At 46.0% G+C, this 19,662-nt stretch carries 18 protein-coding genes; 11 read left to right on the plus strand and 7 right to left on the minus strand.

Annotation, left to right across the window (positions count from 1 at the left end; all coding sequences use genetic code 11):
• Positions 1 to 14: 14 nt before the first annotated feature.
• The 9 genes from BUR42_RS20425 (at position 15) to BUR42_RS20465 (ending at position 10,649) form a co-directional block, all read left to right on the plus strand.
• Complete coding sequence (locus tag BUR42_RS20425) at positions 15 to 1,133, plus strand: DUF3298 and DUF4163 domain-containing protein (RefSeq protein WP_074241466.1); 1,119 nt, start codon at positions 15 to 17, stop codon at positions 1,131 to 1,133.
• Entirely contained in the window at positions 1,114 to 2,907 is a 1,794-nt protein-coding gene (locus tag BUR42_RS20430) for a RecB family exonuclease (protein ID WP_074241467.1), read from the plus strand. Before BUR42_RS20425 ends, BUR42_RS20430 begins: the two co-directional genes overlap by 20 nt.
• Positions 2,908 to 2,941: 34 nt before the next feature.
• A complete protein-coding gene (locus BUR42_RS20435) occupies positions 2,942 to 4,387 on the plus strand; it encodes an Ig-like domain-containing protein (protein WP_074241468.1) in 1,446 nt (481 codons plus the stop codon).
• A 28-nt stretch (positions 4,388 to 4,415) separates the two neighbouring features.
• The gene (gene recR / locus BUR42_RS20440; protein WP_074241469.1) at positions 4,416 to 5,039 is read left to right on the plus strand and encodes a recombination mediator RecR; all 624 of its coding nucleotides are present in this window, start codon (positions 4,416 to 4,418) and stop codon (positions 5,037 to 5,039) included.
• 76 nt (positions 5,040 to 5,115) lie between these two features.
• Positions 5,116 to 5,637 (plus strand): glutathione peroxidase, encoded by a 522-nt coding sequence (locus BUR42_RS20445; protein ID WP_074241470.1) that lies wholly within the window; start codon positions 5,116 to 5,118, stop codon positions 5,635 to 5,637.
• Between the two features lie 6 nt (positions 5,638 to 5,643).
• Entirely contained in the window at positions 5,644 to 6,186 is a 543-nt protein-coding gene (locus BUR42_RS20450; RefSeq protein WP_143197533.1) for a hypothetical protein, read from the plus strand.
• A gap of 20 nt (positions 6,187 to 6,206) precedes the next feature.
• Positions 6,207 to 7,343: a DNA polymerase III subunit gene (locus BUR42_RS20455; protein ID WP_074241472.1), complete on the plus strand. Its 1,137-nt coding sequence runs from the start codon at positions 6,207 to 6,209 to the stop codon at positions 7,341 to 7,343.
• Between the two features lie 127 nt (positions 7,344 to 7,470).
• The gene (ricT, locus tag BUR42_RS20460; protein WP_084185732.1) at positions 7,471 to 9,135 is read left to right on the plus strand and encodes a regulatory iron-sulfur-containing complex subunit RicT; all 1,665 of its coding nucleotides are present in this window, start codon (positions 7,471 to 7,473) and stop codon (positions 9,133 to 9,135) included.
• A gap of 65 nt (positions 9,136 to 9,200) precedes the next feature.
• Positions 9,201 to 10,649: a rhomboid family intramembrane serine protease gene (locus tag BUR42_RS20465; RefSeq protein WP_074241474.1), complete on the plus strand. Its 1,449-nt coding sequence runs from the start codon at positions 9,201 to 9,203 to the stop codon at positions 10,647 to 10,649.
• Positions 10,650 to 10,655: 6 nt separating this feature from the next.
• On the opposite strand, the gene BUR42_RS20470 is transcribed toward BUR42_RS20465, so the two are convergent.
• Positions 10,656 to 11,708, minus strand: a complete 1,053-nt coding sequence (locus BUR42_RS20470; RefSeq protein WP_074241475.1) for a nucleoid-associated protein — start codon at positions 11,706 to 11,708, stop codon at positions 10,656 to 10,658.
• A gap of 57 nt (positions 11,709 to 11,765) precedes the next feature.
• On the opposite strand from BUR42_RS20470, the gene BUR42_RS20475 reads away from it, so the two are divergent.
• Positions 11,766 to 12,644, plus strand: coding sequence for an SMP-30/gluconolactonase/LRE family protein (locus BUR42_RS20475; protein WP_084185733.1), 879 nt, complete (start codon positions 11,766 to 11,768; stop codon positions 12,642 to 12,644).
• Positions 12,645 to 12,791: 147 nt separating this feature from the next.
• On the opposite strand, the gene fabG is transcribed toward BUR42_RS20475, so the two are convergent.
• Genes fabG through lptB form a run of 3 tightly spaced genes read right to left on the minus strand, consistent with a single transcriptional unit; the run spans position 12,792 to position 15,889 of the window.
• A complete protein-coding gene (gene fabG / locus BUR42_RS20480; RefSeq protein ID WP_074241476.1) occupies positions 12,792 to 13,541 on the minus strand; it encodes a 3-oxoacyl-[acyl-carrier-protein] reductase in 750 nt (249 codons plus the stop codon).
• Positions 13,542 to 13,573: 32 nt separating this feature from the next.
• Positions 13,574 to 15,097, minus strand: coding sequence for a GH3 auxin-responsive promoter family protein (locus tag BUR42_RS20485; protein ID WP_074241477.1), 1,524 nt, complete (start codon positions 15,095 to 15,097; stop codon positions 13,574 to 13,576).
• Between the two features lie 30 nt (positions 15,098 to 15,127).
• Complete coding sequence (lptB, locus tag BUR42_RS20490) at positions 15,128 to 15,889, minus strand: LPS export ABC transporter ATP-binding protein (RefSeq protein ID WP_074241478.1); 762 nt, start codon at positions 15,887 to 15,889, stop codon at positions 15,128 to 15,130.
• Positions 15,890 to 16,036: 147 nt separating this feature from the next.
• Between lptB and metF the strand changes: the two genes are divergently transcribed.
• Positions 16,037 to 16,990, plus strand: coding sequence for a methylenetetrahydrofolate reductase [NAD(P)H] (metF, locus tag BUR42_RS20495; RefSeq protein WP_074241479.1), 954 nt, complete (start codon positions 16,037 to 16,039; stop codon positions 16,988 to 16,990).
• Between the two features lie 202 nt (positions 16,991 to 17,192).
• Here metF and BUR42_RS20500 read toward each other — a convergent pair whose 3' ends face one another.
• The 3 genes from BUR42_RS20500 to BUR42_RS20510 all read right to left on the minus strand — a co-directional run bounded on the left by BUR42_RS20500 (position 17,193) and on the right by BUR42_RS20510 (position 19,661).
• Positions 17,193 to 17,906, minus strand: coding sequence for a porin family protein (locus tag BUR42_RS20500; protein ID WP_074241480.1), 714 nt, complete (start codon positions 17,904 to 17,906; stop codon positions 17,193 to 17,195).
• Positions 17,907 to 18,252: 346 nt separating this feature from the next.
• Positions 18,253 to 18,879, minus strand: a complete 627-nt coding sequence (locus tag BUR42_RS20505; protein WP_074241481.1) for a porin family protein — start codon at positions 18,877 to 18,879, stop codon at positions 18,253 to 18,255.
• 74 nt (positions 18,880 to 18,953) lie between these two features.
• Positions 18,954 to 19,661 (minus strand): porin family protein, encoded by a 708-nt coding sequence (locus tag BUR42_RS20510; RefSeq protein WP_074241482.1) that lies wholly within the window; start codon positions 19,659 to 19,661, stop codon positions 18,954 to 18,956.
• Position 19,662 lies beyond the last annotated feature (1 nt).

A 19,662-nucleotide genomic window follows, 5' to 3' on the forward strand; every position in this document is an offset into this window, starting at 1 on the left:
TAAAATCGGCATCCATGATTAAATACCTTTGGTTACTGGTCTCCATAGCATTACTGGGAGCCTGCCGGCAACCTGAAAAGAAACCCGCCGCGCAAAAAGACAGTACTGCTACCGTAACGCCAACTGCCACAGCCACCAATTTCTATAAACAACTCAAAGGCACGCTGGCAGAGCAGCCTGTAACCATGCATCTGATCCGCACCGGAGAACTGGCCTACCAGGGATGGTATGTTTATGATAAAATAGGCGATCCCATTCAACTCCTCAACGAACCAGATTCTGCAGGTAAGATCACCCTCCTGGAATATTCCAGCCAGGACGAAGCCAATACTTTTTATGGACAGCTTTCCCCGGATGGCCATTTCACCGGCACCTGGAAAAGCGCAAAAGGCGAATACAATTTCGACCTGAAAGAAGATTATACACAAGCCGTTCAATTTAACATTTTCACTTTCTCAGATACCGTCACACTTTTTTATAATAACCCCAAGTCTCCCATGGGCATAGCTTCTGCCAGTATCGTATGGCCGGTGAATGGGGCAGATGAAGCTACGCTGAACGTCATAAAACAGGTGATTGCAGCCTCATCCGGCAACTTGAACAATCCTGAAATGCTGGTAAAAGCACCCGTTGATACTTTCCTCCGGTTCTATAAAAGCAGTCGTGATGATGCGGATACCAATGCTTTAGGCGCTTCCTGGGACTGGAGTACGCAAACGGATACACGTGTTGTATGGAACCAGTACCCTTTACTGGTACTTGAAAATGCAGAATATGCCTACACAGGTGGCGCACATGGCAACTGGGGCAGCGGGTTTCATGTAATAGACCTTTCTAAAAAGAAAGAATTGAAGGTAACGGATGTATTCAAGCCAGGTTATAAAACCCGGCTGAGTATTGCATTGGCAAAGGCCTTCCGCAAAAAGTACAATCTCCCGGCCGCTGAGCCGCTGGATAAAAGGTTCCTCTTTTCCAAAACCATTGCTCCGAACGACAATTTTTTCCTGACCAGCAAAGGGGTGGTATTTAATTATACTCCTTACGAAATTGCATCGTATGCTGTGGGGCAGATCACTTTATTCATCCCTTTTGAGGATGTGAAAACAATCGTTAATGAAGCATACCTTCCCTGAAGATGGGCCCATCCTAGTATTTACAGGCGCAACAATTCATACCGTCTATTCCTTTTGTGAGGAAGTAATGCGGAATGAGCCCGCGCTTTTTGACACAAAAGGGCTGGTGCTTATTTCCCCGCTGGAAAAGGTCCGTTTGCTCAAAAGCATCATAGATGACTTTTCAAACGACAATCCCCTCAAAAGGTACCGTGGCGATGTTTACGCAGCCTTGTATCCACTGGCACGTCTTTTTTCACGGATAAAGAGCGGACAGGAAGAAGCCGCAACCGCAGAATTCAATACTTATCAGCAAATGATGCTGGCTGCCGGAAAGTATGATACAGACGAAGTGATCTCCGCATTGGAACAAAACCCGGAGTTTCTTCTAAAATATAAAGAACGGCTGCAATACGCCACAGGCACAGCAAACAGGCTCACGGAACTACTGGGGGCCAGGATGGAACCCGCTAAACAGGAAGATCTTCCGGGGTCTCATCAAACACTCAACATCCTGCGATACATTGCAGCTGAACAGGAAATTCCCACCAGCGGAGAAGACCTGCTTTTTGAGATCATGCATGATGCCCATTTCCAGGTCCCTCCTGCTGAAGCAGCAAAGATCTGCCGGCAGGCAGCAGACCAAAGGACCACCATCCGGGCATACCTGCAACAACCCCGCATTCCTTCTCTGTTCTCAACTGGGCCGCATGAAAATGCCCTGCATCTGAGCAACCTGCTGGAAAAGTGGATGAAGCTCCCATTGCCGGAATTATTAGAGGTTATTCCGCAAAGAGAGCCCCTGGAGGCCTTAAAGGAAGAAGTACGCCGTAACCCGGACCTCTCTTTACCTGCTTTAATGGAAAGTGTAGACCTCGCAGAAAAGCTACCCATAGCCAAACAAACGATAGCGCCGGAAATTGAAAAGATGGACCCGCTCTTCATCGATCCTTTACTAAAGGACTTTACAATGAGCGCCACCATCCTGAATAATTATCTCCGCTGCCCGCTGGCCTTCTTTTATCAGCAGCTGATAAAAGTACCCATGGGCAGGCAGGAAAACCTGGCCTTTGGATCTGCCGCTCACCATGCCCTGGAAAAGCTTTTCCAGAAAATGCAGACGACGGATGTTTTCCCTCCTTTGGAAGTATTCCTCCGGGATTTTGATACTTATATGCTGGATAACCGGGCAGCCTTTACCACGGAAGCTTTTGAAAGAAGAATGGAATATGGCCACCGGATATTGAGCAGTTACTATACGCGCTACATTCATGAATGGAACCCTATTGTAAGCGTAGAGCGTACTTTCAGGAATATTTCAGTGAATGGCGTGCCGGTGAAGGGGAAAATAGATAAACTGGAATTCGACGGCAAAAGGGTGAATATCGTGGATTATAAAACAGGAGATTATGAAAGAACGAAGTTGGATTGGAAGAAGTTTGCCCCTCCGGAAGAAAAGTTACCCATGGGAGGAGACTACTGGCGGCAGGGAGTATTTTATAAAATTTTGTTAGATAATTATAAACAGAAGGATTGGCTGGTAGTTAGCACAGAATTTGATTTCATAGAGCCCGGCCGGAATGGGGAATATTTTAAGGAAAAGATCAATATCACGCCGGCGGACATTACAACCGTTACCCGGCAGATCACGGAAAGCTGGGAGCGCATACAACAAAGGGATTTCTATACCGGGTGCGGGAAACCGTATTGCGAATGGTGCAATTTTGTAAAGAACAATCACCTCCAGGTGGCCTTACACACTTTAGCTGCCTCGGAAGAAGAAGATATAATGTAAGTTTGCAAATATTTTAATTTTCAGGTTAGGAAACATGAATCAGAACTTCCGGGGCTGGATAGGCTCACTGATCGTATTGGCTTTGTGCAGCTTTTTTACGCAATGCGCTAACATTGTGCCTCCGGGCGGTGGTTCCAGAGACACGCTGGCACCCAGGCTCATTTATGTTGATCCGGCGGACTCCACGCTGAACTTTAACAGCCAAAGGGTCGTGTTTCATTTTAATGAATTTGTGGAACTGGATAACGTGATCGAAAAGATGATCGTTTCCCCAACATTGAAACGCACCCCCACTGTTACTGCCAAATTACGGACCATCACACTGCTGGTTAAAGACTCCCTGCAACCCAATACCACCTACACTTTCAATTTCGGTGATGCAGTAAAGGATGTGAACGAGCGCAACCCCATCGAAGATTTTCAGTATGTGGTATCTACCGGTAAATACCTGGATTCCCTGCAGATCACTGGTAAACTTATTGTAGCAGAAACCGGCAGGGTGGATAGCAATGTGGCAGTGATGCTGTATTCCAACCTGGAGGATTCTGCTGTTTCAAAGGAGAAACCGCTTTACCTGGCCAAAACAAAAGGGGATGGCTCCTATCGTTTTAAGAACCTGAAACCCGGTACTTACCGCATCTTTGCCTTAAAAGAAGAAGACCGGGATTTTCAATATACCAACAAAAAGGAAATGATCGCCTTCTCTGATGAGCTGATTGAACTGAAAGAGAATATGGCAAATGTGAACATGGCCCTTTTCAGCGAAATAGATACCGTGAAAGCGGAAGAAGAAGCCCCGCCTGCAGAACCGGCACCAGCTGCTAAACTACCCAAAAAACCCAAGCTGCTGGCGGCGGCGGAATTGAATGGCGGCAAACAGGAACTGGGCGATTCCCTTTCCCTGGTTTTCAGCGCTCCCCTCAAATCATTGGATACAGCCAGGATCCTCCTGCTGGAAGACACCACACACAAGCAGGTAGCTTTTACCCTGCATGCAGCGGACACCACTTCCAAAAAATTCAAAATGGCCTATAACTGGAAACCAGGCAAGCCTTATCAGCTGATCCTCCCCCAGGGCTTTGCCACAGATACAATGGGCATTACCACTTTGAAAGCAGACACCATTGCTTTCGAAGCCAAAAGCATAGACGATTATGGTATCATTAAACTAAGCCTCTCCATCGGAGACAGTGCTCACCTGGTACTGCCTGCTGATACCGGCTACGAGTTTGTGATACAACTGGTTTCTAATAAAGAGATCAAATACCAGGGTGTGATCAATAATGGAAAATGGGAAAGAGGATTGATACAACCCGGTGAATATGAAATAAGGGTACTGGTGGATGAAAACCGGAACGGGATCTGGGACACAGGCGTTTATTACGGTAAGCCAAAAAAACAACCGGAGAAGGTATTTCCTTATAAAGAAAACCTTACCGTCAAAAAGAACTGGACTTTGTCCCCTACGGTCAAACTCTAAGCACCCGTATAATTCGTATTTTTGCAGTATGATCTTCTCCTCCGCACTCATTGAAAATGCTGTTAATGAATTTGCCCGCTTGCCCGGTGTGGGCAAAAAAACAGCTTTGCGGCTGGTACTGCATCTGCTCAAACAGGATACCGCACAGGTAGAGCTGTTTTCCGAAACAATTGCCCGTATGCGCCGGCAGATCAGGTTCTGCCAGCAATGCCATAATGTTTCCGACGATGATACCTGCAGCATTTGCGCCAACCCTTCCCGTCATAACCGTACCGTTTGTGTAGTGGAGAGTATCCGGGATGTGATAGCCATTGAGAATACACAGCAGTTCAATGGCGTATACCATGTATTGGGAGGGATCATTTCTCCTATTGATGGTATCGGCCCTGACCAGTTGAACATCCAAACGCTGGTGGAAAGGGTAAGAACGCAGAACATTGAAGAGGTGATCATGGCACTAAGCCCCACTATTGAGGGAGATACCACCATTTATTACCTGTCCAAAAAACTGAAGGAAAGCCCGGTAAAGATCACTACCATTGCCCGCGGCATCTCCTTTGGAGGAGAACTGGAATATGCAGATGAAATGACGCTGGCCCGTTCCCTCACGAACCGTTTACCCCTTGAAAATTATCTCCAGCAGGGAAAATAGATTAACATGGATTTTTCCTGCAGGTTAACTAACTTTATACAGTAATCATCTGACTGATCCTGAAAACATTATACACATGTTCAAATTAATGCTCCTCTCCGCTTTTTTCTCTGTAGCTTTCGGCAATATCTACGATTTTAAAGTAGACGCCCTGGATGGCGGAAAAATAGATTTCTCCAAATACAAAGGCAAAAAGATCATGGTGGTAAATACTGCTTCCATGTGCGGCAATACTCCGCAATATGCAGAGCTCGAAAAACTCGCTAAAAAATATAAGAACAAACTGGTGATCATCGGTTTCCCCGCAAATAATTTCGGCGGTCAGGAGCCAGGCACCAATGCAGAGATCAAAGCTTTTTGCACTAAAGAGTATGCAGTGACTTTTCCAATGGCAGCAAAAATTTCTGTAAAGGGAGCAGACATTCATCCCCTTTACCAGTATCTGCTGGCTGAAAGCAAAAAGAAACAATTTGAACCAGAAGAAGTAACCTGGAATTTTCAAAAGTACCTGCTGGATGAAAAAGGCGAACTAGTGGCCGTTTTCAAACCGCGGACTTCCCCAACGTCGCCCGAAGTGATCGCGGCGATCGAAAAATAGATGTCAATGACCAAACACCTAGTGAACAGCCTTGCAGTGATCTGCTGCGGATTCTTTTTTATGCCTGCCTGTACAGATTATAACGCTGCAGAGCTCGTCAATTGTGAAAAGGCCGCTATCGATCTCAGGATTGATAACAGAATGATCCCCATGAAGATCCTCAGTTCCACACTGCTCCGCACCACCAACGCAACCGGAAGCTTTAAAGTACTAAGCCTGGAAGCATCTGTGGACACCATGAAGGTAGTGATGAACATAAAGGATGGCATTTACATCAACAACAGTGTTCAATTGCTTTCTGACAGTTTAAAGGTAAAAACCTACTCCTACTCCCGCAAAGCCGGACAGGATACTACCGGACTGGTTTTGGCAGGTGTTAAAGTTGGCCAGGATTATAAATTTTTTACAACAGATTCTGCCGCCTTCACCATTACAGAAATAGACCCCGCCAACAAGAACATTACCGGGATCTATTATCTCCAGACCACCAATCCCGTTTTGAAAATAAGTGGCGCATTTACCAAAGTGTGTTTTCTTTCCATCAAATAATATGAAGTATTTTTACGCCCATGTATTTTTCTCAGATCATCGGGCAGGATGCCGCCCGGCACCAGTTATTGCATGCCGTACAGCATAACCGCCTTAGTCATGCTATGATTATGCTGGCGCCTGAAGGCGCGGGAGGATTACCTGTTGGTTTAGCCTTTGCGCAATACCTCGTTTGTGAGGACCGCCAGGAAGAAGATGCCTGTGGCCAATGCCAGGCCTGCAAAAAAGCCGCACAATATATTCACCCGGATATTCATTTCTCTTATCCCGTGATCCCCCGCAAACCAGGGGATAAACCTATTAGTACAGACTACGCAGCAGAATGGCGGGAATTTATTGCCCAACAGCCATATGGGAATGCATACGACTGGCTGCAATTTATCGGTGCGGAAAACAAACAGGGCAATATCACCGCGCATGAATGCAACGATATTATCCGGAAGCTCAACCTCAAGAGTTTTGAAAGCCAGTACAAGATCCTCTTCATGTGGATGCCGGAATACCTGGGCAATGAAGGGAACAGGCTGTTGAAGCTGATAGAGGAACCTCCGTTGAACACCGTTTTCATCCTTGTAGCAGAAAACCAGGAGCAGATCCTGGCCACCATCCTTTCCCGCACACAGCTGATCAAGATCAATCCGCTGTCCAAAGCAGAGGTGGTGAAAGCTTTAGTGGAAAGGAACCAGGCTCCTGAAGCCCGGGCCCGCCAGATTGCCACCATCGCTTCCGGCAATTACCGGGAAGCCCTGCAATTACTGCAACACAACGATAACGATTACCATGAATTGTTGCGCAACTGGCTGAATTGCATTTTTATGCAAAACCGGGCCGGATTGCAGGAATGGGTAGATCATATTTCCAGTCCCAAAATGGGCCGGGAAAACCAGAAACAATTCCTCCGGTATTTTATCAATGTGCTGGAACACAGCATCCGTGTACAATACATGGATAAAAGCCAGCTGGCCTTTTCAGACGAAGAAGTGGATTTTGCGGAAAAGCTGAAAAAACTGGCCAATCTGGGGCAAATGCAGCAGCTCACAGAAGAGCTGGATAATGCCTGTTACCATATAGAAAGGAATGCCAACGGCAAGATCCTTTTCCATGCACTATCTATCCGGCTTCAATATGTATTTAAAGGAAGGCCCCTGCCGGTATAGCTATCAACAATTTACCTTACCTTTGGGCTTATTCCCTGTACAATCTTCAGATTCTGAAAGGAAATATGTATTTTAGTCACCGGAGAATGCAGGGATAATTATTTCTTAATATTATAAACCGTAATATATGGCTTGTGCCGGATGTGGTACGGGTGTGGATGGGAAGCCGTCGGGATGCAAGAGTAATGGAGGATGCAGTACAGGAGGATGTAACAGATTAAACGTTTTTGACTGGCTGTCCAATATACCCTTGAGTGATAGTTTAGCACCATTTGACATCTTAGAAGTTAGTTTTAATAACGGCAGTCGCAAGGATTTCTTTCGTAATTCCACCAAACAGATCTTCGATAAAGGAGATATGGTAGCTGTGGAAGGAATCAGCGGGTTTGATGTTGGCACGGTAAGCCTTACCGGGGAACTGGTTAGGCTGCAAATGAAAAAACGACGGGTGGAAGATACCCCCGAAGTAAAAAAGCTGCTCCGCCGCGCCTCTACAGATGATATGCACCGCATGTCTGAAAACAAACAACGCGAAGCGGAAGCCCTCATCAAAGCCCGGGTAATTGCCCGCAGCATTGGCCTGGAAATGAAACTGGCCGAAGTGGAAATTCAGGCCGATGGCCGGAAAGCCACCTTCTTCTACACGGCAGACGACCGTGTGGATTTCCGTGAACTCATTAAAATGTATGCCTCCGAATTCCGGGTGAAGGTGGAAATGCGCCAGATAGGTGCCCGCCAGGAAGCTGGAAAAGTAGGTGGTATTGGTAGCTGCGGCCGCGAACTTTGCTGCTCTACCTGGCTCACAGACTTCAAATCAGTAAACACTACTGCAGCCCGTTATCAGAACCTTTCCATCAATCAGGCTAAATTATCCGGTCAGTGCGGCCGCCTCAAATGCTGCCTCAACTATGAGCTGGATACTTACCTGGATGCCCTGAAGGATTTCCCTGATGACTGCGATGTGATAGAAACCGCCAACGGCAACGCCTCCCTCCAAAAGCGGGATATCTTCAAAAGCCTCATGTGGTATTCTTTCGACGGCAGTAACAAACAATACCCGCTCACCATTACCCGCGTGAAAGAGATCCGCCAGATGAACAAACAAGGCATCAAGGCAGAAGAACTGAAACCGGTGGAAGTGGTTAGCACCAAACCAGAATTAGAAGCGGACCTTGGGTTTGCAGATGTGGTAGGCCAGATCAGCTTACGCTCCCTGGAAAAAGCATCACAGAAACGCAAACAAAAGAACCGGGACAATAAACAAAAAGAAGGAAAGGATAACAAATCCAAAGGCGCTCCGCAAGGGCAGGGTCCGCAACAACAGCAAGCCCGTCCGCAAAGAGACCAACGCCCGAAAGGAGGGGAACAAAAACCTGATCAGCAAAAAGGCCCACGCCCGGATCAAAGACCACGCGGCGAAAATCGCGGAGGTGGGGAAAACCGTGGTGCTGAAAACCGCGAAAATCGTGGAGGCGGTGAAAACCGTGGAGGCGAAAATCGCAATCAGGGCCGCAACCAGGGGCCGCAAAGAGGTGGTCCACAGCAGGAAGGCCAACAACAAGGCGGCCAGCAACGCAATCCGCAAGGACCAGGTCAGCCTCGCAGTAACGAAAACCGTCCTCCAAGACCGGATCAGAAACCCCGCCAGGAAAATCAAAACCGCGGCGGTGAACCCGGAAAACCAAAAGATCAACAACCCCGGGAAGGCCAAAAACCACAAAACCCTGGCGGTCAAGGCGGTAACCATCGCCACAAAAATCGTCCCCCCCGTAAACCGGACGATAAACAATAAATAGTATTTACTGCACGTATTATAGAAGAGACGCACATTGCGTCTCTTCGTATATTCGTCCTATAATGATCGGATTCCCTCCCAGATATGGAACCACCTACCGCCTGGAAAACCGCACATCTGCTGAACAGCTGATGATCGCGTGGATGGCTGTTGAAAAAATGGGCTGGGAAGTTAGTACAGTAAGCCCGGATAGCATCACCGCCTTTACCAATTTCAGCCTCCGTTCCTGGAACGAACAGGTAAGCATCCGGATCACCGAAGAAGAAATTGAACTTTTCAGCGTATCTACCGGCGTGCAGGTACTGGACTTTTTCAGGAACCGCCAGAACATCCGCCGCCTGCTCAAAGAAATAGCCATTTTAAACACGGATACACCTGCTGAATTACTCCTCGCACAATACGAAGAAAGGAAAGCGCAATTCAGCCAAACGGGTGATTTCGTTCATCTCACACATAACACACGCATAGTCAGTGGTTTCATGAATGTGTTCAGGCCGGTAAAAGGATACTTCATCACCCCCATCCTGATCACTTTACAGGTACTCCTCTTCCTCCTGCTCACTAATAAATGGCTGTTCCCGCATAGCACCTGGTGGACAATTGACCCACAGGCATTATTGGACGTTGGCGCAAACTACAAGCCCCTCACACTTTTCGGAGAACCCTGGCGTTTGCTGACGGCAAACTTTTTGCATGCAGATGTATTACACCTGTTCTTTAATATGTATGGCCTGATGGTTTGTGGCATCTACCTGGAATCCCTCCTGGGCCGATGGCGCTTCCTGCTTATTTACCTGCTTTGTGGCATCGGAGGAGGCATGGCCAGTTTATGGTGGCACGACAGGCTTGTTTCTGTCGGAGCCTCAGGAGCGGTATTCGGTTTGTTCGGATTCATCCTCATGCTGCTATTGCATCGTTTCCTGCAACCGGGCGAGAGAAAAGCCCTCCTGGTCAGCATTGGCATCTACCTCGTTTTTAGCCTGGCAGCTGTTTTCTTTGTGGATAATTTTGATCATGCCTGGCATATCGGAGGATTGATCACCGGCGCAATCCTGGCCTGGATAATATATCCCGGGTTAAGAACATCCACCTTTACCCGCACAGCATGGGCAGCAGGCATTATAAGTTCATTGTTCATCGGCATTTATTTCCTGCTGCCAAGGGATGTAAATATCTATATCGCAAAATTGGAAAAGATGGACGAGAACTTTGTACTGGCAGCCGTAGTGTATAACAACCAACACTCCGGGGAAGAACGAAAGAAATTACTGAAGGACTTTGGAATTTATTACATGAACGAAAACCTGCGTATCATGGATGAGATCGATCAGTTGTCGCTCAGCATAGATTCACGCAATCATAATAAACTATTACGCAGATTGATCACCACGCAAAAGAGCATGTATAACTATAGTTATAAAACATTGGAAGAAGGAAAAAATCGTTACGACAAGGAGATACTCGAAGCCATTCATGAATTGGGCAAGATGCAAAAGCTGCTGTCTGATTAAGCCAGTCTATTTCTCCTCCTCAAAATACAGCTTGTAAAAATGCATCGTCCTTTCCTCATCATACCCCCTTTCGATCATTTCCCGGTTACCGTGAATGTATACATGGAAGTTCCTGTCGAGCTTTAAAATACTCTTGAACACGCGCTGCTGTTTCTTTACCGCCGCACCGGAAATATCAAACTCATCCGGCACATCCAGTTTAAATTCTTCCCTGAAATGCTCCCTGTAATTCTTAAAGGCATCTACGGCATCCGGATGCCCCAGTACTTCTTCTGCAAATTCATTCAGTTTGAACTCCTCCCTGTCTTTGAAATAAGCAGCAGATTTATTCAGCAGTTCTATCTGGTCCACCCGGTTCATTTCAAATTCTTCAGGTAACTTTTTCTGGATGAATTGCTGGCAGATGCTCACCATGGTTTCCGTCTGGTGATAACTGTCTTCCCTGCGTTGTACCTGCAGAAAAGCGTCTTTCCAGTAAACAGCTTCATTCTGTTTGCTGATGCTGTCTACGATACTTACTTTATATCCTTCCTCCTGTTCCACATTAAAGACCAGGCAACCTTTATCCAGTTTATTGATATTGATCCCATCATCATAGTTCACTTCATAATTATCATTACTGAGATAAACTTTCAGATAGGTATCCCTGTTCTCTGATTTAAAAATACCGATCGCTTCCACTTCTTCTCCATCCACCTGGCATTTGGAAAAATGCACAATGTACAGTTCACCGCCTTTGATCTTTGGATGCGTGGAGTGTTTGTAAAGATGTTTGGCAATGTTCACAGACTGCTCCTGGAAATTCTCCTTGTCTTCAAAGATCAGGCTGCAATATTTGAAAACCTCATTCAAGTGAAGGTCAGCCTCATGCGTGAAACGGAAATATTCCGCATTATTGGTGAAAGGCTGAATGAAATAGCTCAGCAACAGGGTACCGATCGTTTCATCCGTCAGCTCCAGTGGCTGCTGAGACAGTACCAGCGGATCTTCGTTGGTTGCGTTACCCACTTTGTGGATGGTGAGCCTTTCCAGGTCTTTTATATCAGATACATGAATCATACGGGCTGCAAATTAGGCGCATTTGTACTTTTACGCTAAAAAATTTAATTTCAGGGTATGAAATACTCCCTCTACCCCATAAGCCTTCTCTTTAGCATGGCAGCTTTCGCGCAGGAACCACTTTACACAGCCAAAGATCTGACCCCGGAAAATATGTTCTCTTCCAACATTGAAGGGCCCAATTTCGACAAAGCCGGCAATTTATACGTTGTGAACTTTATCAAAGATGGTGTGATCGGAAAGATCAATTCCACCAATGGAAAGGGGGAGATCTTTGTTGTACTGCCGGATAGCAGTATTGCCAACAGTATTCAGTTCACCAGCAAAGGCAGTATGCTCCTGGCTGATTTCAAAGGCCACAATGTATTGCAGGTAAGCATGCCCTCCAAAAAAGTGAGCGTGTATGTACACTCTTCAAAGTTCAACCAGCCCAATGATCTCTGCATCAATAAAAAGGATCAGGTATTTGCCTCAGATCCTAACTGGAAAGAGCAAACAGGTCAGATCTGGCGGATAGATCCGGGAGGAAAAGCTGTGCTGCTGACTGCGGACATGGGTACCACCAATGGAATTGAACTAAGCCCGAACGAAAAAATACTGTACGTGAATGAAAGTGTGCAGCGGAAAATATGGAAGTTTGATGTGGATGCCAAAGGCAATATCTCCAATAAAACCCTCTTCGCAGAATTTCCGGATCATGGATTTGATGGGATGAAATGCGATAAAGCCGGGAACCTTTATGTAACACGTTATGGCAAAGGCACCATTGTTGTGCTCAGCCCTGCCGGAGAACAGCTCCGCGAAATTCAGATGAAAGGAAAATCCACCAGCAACCTCGTGTTCGGCGGTAAAGACGGTAAAACGGTTTTTGTTACCCTGCAGGACAGGAAGTGTATGGAAACCTTCCGTGTGGAGATCCCCGGCAAGCGGTTCTGATACTTTCTTAACACAACCTGCAAATTTCATTTGTATACCACAGGTTCGGTACGTGTTCTCTATTCCTTCACCTGGGGTATAGGTGAATATCATATCATAAAAAAGGCCGGCGCTACAACGCCAGCCTTTTTCAGTTATTTAAAAGGATCAGGTATTCAACCCGCCGCAAACACTCAGCACCTGCCCTGTCACATAAGCACTCATGTCAGAAGCCAGGAAGAGGCATACATTTGCGATGTCTTCCGGTGAACCGAATTTGCCTAAAGGAATTTGGTCCAGGTAGTTTTTTGCACCTTCACCATCTTTCAGGTAATGGGTCATATCCGTTTCCACAAAACCCGGTGCTACTGCATTCACCCGGATGTTGCGGCTGCCTATTTCCTGGGCTATGGATTTGGAGAATCCGATGATGCCGGCTTTGGAAGCAGCATAGCTACTCTGGCCTGCATTACCTTTCATACCAATGATAGAACTCATATTAATGATGCTGCCGCTTTTTGCCTTCATCATCGGGCGCATCACCAGCTTGGTCATATTAAATACACTCTTCAGGTTCACATCCATCACCTCATCCCATTGTTCAGCGCTCATACGCAACAGCAGGTTATCTTTTGAGATTCCGGCATTATTTACACAAATATCCACCGTACCAAATTCTTTCAACACATCCGTTACCAGCGCATCACATTCTTCAAATACACCGGCATTACTTTTATACGCTTTGGCTTTCACTCCTTTTGCGATCAGTTTAGCTTCCAGGGCTTTTGCTTTCTCGTCGGAGCTTACGTACGTAAACGCAACATTGGCTCCTTCATCTGCAAATTTCAACGCGATCGCTTCTCCGATCCCACGGCTTGCTCCAGTTACGATGGCTACTTTGTTGTTGAGTAATTTCATTTTAAACAGATAGGTTTTAGCTTTAGTTTGAATTAGTGTTTTTCTACGAACCGGAGGATCTCCTCCAGTAAATGCCGCTCGTTATTGAGTCGTGGAACTTTATGCTGCCCGCCGAGTTTACCTTTGCTTTTCAGCCATTCTGTGAAACAACCCTGGGTCATTACACGAACAGTAGGGCGCCGCAATGCCATATCCTTATGGCGTTTAGCCTCATAATCGGAATTTATTGTCTTAAGTGTACTGTCTAATACGTCAATAAATGTTTCCAGGTTTGCCGGCATGGTTTCAAATTCAATCAGCCACTCATGCCCGCCGCTGCCACTTTCACTGAAATAGATAGGTGCGGCCGTATAGTCATTCACAATAGCACCGGTTACCTCACAAGCCTTTCCAATGGCTTTATCTGTATTGTCTACGATCAGCTCTTCCCCAAACGCGTTGATAAAAGATTTAGTACGTCCGCTTACCCTAATGCGGTAAGGTGCCAGGGATACAAATTGTACGGTATCGCCTACAAGATAACGCCAGAGGCCGCCGTTAGTACTGATCACAAGCGCATAGTTCTTTCCCGTTTCCACTTCATGTAATTGCAGTGTGCGGGGGAACTCTTTGCCGTATTCTTCCATCGGCATGAATTCATAGAAAATGCCATGGTTCAGGAAAAGCAGCAGGCCTTCTTCTCCCAGTACATCCTGTGCAGCAAAGAAACCTTCGGATGCATTATAGGATTCCAGGTAATTCATGTTCGGTTTGCGGATCAGCTTTTTGAACTGTTCCCGGTAGGGAGTGAAGCTCACACCACCATGCATATACAGTTCCAGGTTAGGCCATACATCCGCAAGATTGTCCGTACCTGTTAGTTCAAATATCCGTTTGATCAATACGATCGTCCAGGTAGGTACCCCTGCAATAGAGGTCACATTTTCATGGATCACCGCATTGGCCATGCGTTCTATTTTTTCTTCCCACTCATCCATTAAAGCAATGGAAAGGTCCGGCGTGCGGATCATGTTTCCATAAAATGGCATGTTCTGCAACATCACGGCACTCAGGTCTCCTGCATAACTATCGCTGTCCGGAGCCAGTTTATTCACCTGGTGGCTGCCACCGATCACTAACGATTTACCCGTGAGCACATCAGAATCCGGCAGGTTATTATAATAAAGGGATAACACATCCCGTCCTGCGCGGTAATGGCAATCGTCCAGGCTTTCTATGGAAACAGGAATGAATTTGCTTTTATCTGCTGTGGTACCGCTTGATTTGGCGAACCATTTTATCGGGGTGTTCCAGATCACATTCTGTTGCCCTTCCATCACACGCTGGATGTAGGGTTTAATGGATTCATAGTTATGAACGGGAACGCGTTGTTTAAATTCGTCTATCTTAAAAATATTGGAGAAGCCATACTGTTTGCCAAATTCCGTGTACTGTGCAGCGCTGAGCAGATTCTGAAATACCTGCTGCTGTACCTGCAGCGGATATTGCATAAAATGCTCAATACGGCCCATACGTATTCTGGCCAATTGTGATAAAGCTGGACTTAAAATCTTCATACCAGGTTTTAACTAGGGTTGTGATAGTAGTTATTGTTTCGCAGCCTCGTCCAGGTAATCTTTCCTGCGGAGTACGAAATTTTGGCCAAGATACACTTTTCTTACCTGTTCATCTTCAGCTAGTTCTTCGGCCGTACCGGCTTTGAGGATCTTACCTTCAAATAATAAATAGGCTCTGTCTGTAATGGAAAGCGTTTCCTGTACGTTGTGGTCCGTGATCAGGATGCCAATGTTCCGGTATTTAAGTTTAGCTACTATGGCTTGGATATCTTCCACGGCAATAGGGTCGATCCCTGCAAAAGGTTCATCCAGCAGGATGAATTTAGGGTCTACTGCCAGGGCCCGGGCTATTTCTGTTCTCCGGCGTTCCCCTCCGCTGAGTACATCTCCGGGGCTTTTTCTCACGTGTTGTAAACGGAATTCCGTCAGCAGCTGTTCCAGTTTTTCTTTCTGGTCTGCCTTGTTCAGCTTCGTCATTTCCAATACAGCAGCAATATTATCTTCCACGCTCAGCTTACGGAAAATGCTGGCTTCCTGGGGCAGGTAACCAATTCCCATCTGCGCTCTTTTGTACATCGGTAGCTTGGTGATATTCTGATCATTGAGGAAAACCTCCCCCTCATCCGGCTTGATAAGCCCTACCACCATATAAAAGGTAGTGGTCTTTCCCGCACCATTAGGCCCCAGCAGGCCCACGATCTCTCCCTGCGTAACTTCCACAGATACATGATTTACCACGGTCCTTGCCCGGTATCTCTTAACCAATTGTTGTGTATGTATTCTTAGCGCCATAAACTGAATCTCAGCAAAAATAGTAAAATAGGGCAATGAACCGCGGTTTAGGGCGATAGATAAACATTTTTAACCATTTATTGGCTATTAGTTAATTAATCTCCTAAATAATATCTTTGCGTGGTTTTATAATTACCGCTTTAAAATATGAAAGTTACTGAACATATTTCCCAGGCAAAAGATACATTGATCTCCTTTGAGATATTGCCGCCCCTGAAAGGGAAAAGTATTGAATCCATCTACGACCATCTGGACCCCCTCATGGAATTCAAGCCTTCTTTTATCAATGTTACTTATCACCGTAGCGAACATATGTTCAAAAAACGCGCGGATGGCTCTTTTGATAAGGTAGAGATCCGCAAACGCCCCGGAACGGTTGGCATCTGCGCCGCCATCATGAACCACTACCAGGTAGATGCGGTTCCGCACCTGATCTGTGGTGGTTTCAGCAAAGAAGAAACAGAAAATGCCCTCATAGACCTGAACTTCCTGGGGATAGACAATGTGCTGGTGCTCCGCGGAGACGCTCCGAAGAATGAAACTTTCTTTGAAGCCCATCCTAATGGTCACCGTTACGCCATCGATCTCCTTCAGCAGGTAGCCCAGATGAACAATGGCATCTACCTGGAAGAAGACCTCATGGGAGGCCTCAAAACCAAATTCTGCATTGGCATCGCAGCCTACCCGGAAAAACATTTCGAGGCGCCTAATATGCAAACGGATATGATGTACCTCCAGCGCAAAGTAGAAGCCGGCGCCGATTACATCGTTACCCAGATGTTCTTCGATAATAAAAAGTATTTCGACTTTGTAGCCAAATGCCGGGACATGGGCATCACCATTCCCATCATCCCCGGGCTGAAACCCCTCAGCACAAAGAAGCAAATGACCATCTTACCCCGTACTTTCCATGTGGATATGCCGGAAGATCTGTACACAGAAGTGAATAAATGCAAAACAGATAAAGAGGTGGAGCTGGTAGGTACTGAATGGCTCATCCAGCAATCAAAAGAACTGAAAGCGGCCGGCGTGCCTGTATTGCATTACTACACCCTGGGTAAACCTCACGTAGTGCGCAAAGTAGTGGAAACGGTTATGTAGGCAAAAAAAATAGCCATTACGTAGATACGCGATGGCCTTTTTTCCCTATAACTGTCACACCTTTGTTTTTGTTAAAAAACTTATTGGTGATGTATTGCTAATATTAAGACGTAGGTAAACAGCTTTACCCCCACGTAAAAAATAAAAAAAGAAGCCGTCCATGCAGGACGGCTTCTTTTATAAAATATAGTTTTATAGGTGATCAGTAATCTTCCCGGTTAAATAAAAAACCAACACTGATCCCCAGGTACTGGTTCTTACTGCTCATTTTATCTATCCGGTCAATATCCGTAAGTCCCATGCTGTAGTTGGCGCCTACCATTAACCCGTTATCAAATTCATACCCCAGTGCAAAATTTGCCCCTGCATCCCAGGGATACATCCGCACCACGGCCAGGTTATTATCTGAGCGGCGGGAAAACTGCACCTGCTTTGAGTTCTGCGTAATGCTCCGGCCATTCTGGGTAATATCAAAATCATACCGACCGCGCAAACCATATCCCACATAAGGCCCAAATCCGGCAGCAATATTCCCGATACCTAACGGAAACTTATATACGAGATTAACAGGTAATTCAAGGTAATTCAGTTTCATCTGGCTGCCATTAGGAATGTACACGCCGTTCAATTCTGCCTTGGGTATCCGTGCTGCATGAAAGCCCGTACCCTTTGTGATGTAACGGATCACGGGCTGAAGGTAAAAACCATTGCTCAGGGGCATATTGATCAACAGATCAAGGTGCCAGCCATGGAATGTTTTCATATTACCGGTCACGTCTCCCAGTTCACTGCGCACATCTCCGGAAATTTTCATGTTCGCCGCCGTGTAGCCGGACCTGATGCCAAGGCTCACCTGCGCCTGTACACCCAATACGAATGAGGTCAAAAAAATGATCAGCAGACCTGATTTTTTCATAAAATATGAATTTAGATAGGGGCTTCTTGCTGCTTAGGGGATAGTAAGTGCTCTAAATAGAATTAATGCTAAATGTATGCTCTCGCTGTTATTGGGATCAAACTTAGTACATTCTTTCTCAAATTTATAACAGCGGGGAGCCCTGATGATCAAAATTGTGGTTAAATAATCGTGAACTGTCAGTTTTAAATAGTGAAATGGTGCCTTTATCTCTCTGCCGGAAAGCAAGAGAGATAACACCAGGGGCTTCTGAATTGTTTAGAAAGAGGCCTAAAAAAACGGCAGGTCAAGCATTTCAATGTTTCGTAATGCTTAACCTGCCTGTTTATGAACAGGAATGAGTTCCTTAACGACGCATCATACTGCCAAACTTGTACCCAACAGAAACACCAAAGGAGGTATTCTTCACCCTGTTGTCGTCATCACCGGCACCATTGATATTCACCAGGCCAAGGTCTGTATGAAGACCAAAGTTCAGTCCCATCGGCAATTCATATCCCACCTGGAAATTGGCACCCGCATCCATTCTTTTGGTCTGCAAAGCGTTGTCGCTTCCAAAGTCGATATCATTGTCTCCCACTTTACCACCTAATGCATAAGAGAAATAGGGGCCAAGGCCAATGAACAGGTTACCTGTTCCTACTTCCGGTTTGTACATAAAGTTCAGCGGGAGTTCCAGGTAATGCAACCTGGTTTTAATGTCTGCTCCCAGGGCATTCTCCTGTTTACCGCCTTTGCCTACATATAAAAGGCTGGGCTGGATAAAGAATTCATCTGCCAGCGGAAGGTCTACGGTCACCCCTGCACGGAGCCCCGTCAACATATCACTGGTCTTTTTGTTCCCGTTGTTCACCAACGGATTCTTGTAAGTTGTACTTGAAAAGCTCGGTCCCGCTGTTATGCCAAACTTAACCTGTGCAAAAGAAGCACCTGCTACCAACATAACCGCAAAGGATAACAATACTTTTTTCATTGTTTTTTATATTTATCGTTAGGATGAAAATGGTGTATTCAGACTAAATAATGCTTTAGCCCCAAAAATGTTTACTATTCTGCTTTGTTTTTACCGCTTCCGCTACCTCCAAAAAGATAACCTACTGAAAAGCTCCATACCCTGTTCTTGCTTTTATCATCACGGGAATCATCCGCACCGGAAAGGATCTTGGCAAAGCCTAAACCATACTGCGCAGAAATAAGGAAGTTACCCACCTCAACGCCGGCCAGCAAATTACCACCGTAGTCAAAACGTTTGTACTTGTCGTACCCCTGGTTAGGATCTGTATTGTCAAACGGGGTATCATCATCCCACTTGATCTTGGATTCACCGCTTACAGGTCCAAGCGCATACTTGTTCTTACCGGCCACGCCGAAAGCTGCATAAGGGCCGGCACCAATAAAGAGCCGGGTATCCTCACCTATAGGGATCTTACCCACAAGGTTTACCGGAATTTCAATGTATTGAGGATTGGTGGAGGTTTTGAAGTAAGTAACATCACCGGGGTTTCCTCTTTCTAATTTGGAACCTTTACCGGTATAGAATACACCGGGTTGAAGTGAAAGGACGGGAGAAAGTGGAAAATCCGCGATAACGCCCACATTAAAAGAGCTCTTGAATTTGTTTTCTTCTACATTCCCGCCGCTTCCGGTAGTAATATTGGCAAGGTTATACCCGCCTTTAATACCTACCCTTGCCTGAGCCATGGCAGCTACAGATAAACCGATAGCCATACATGAGAGAACAATCTTTTTCGTCATA

It is taken from the genome of Chitinophaga niabensis, from assembly GCF_900129465.1.
GTDB lineage: Bacteria > Bacteroidota > Bacteroidia > Chitinophagales > Chitinophagaceae > Chitinophaga > Chitinophaga niabensis.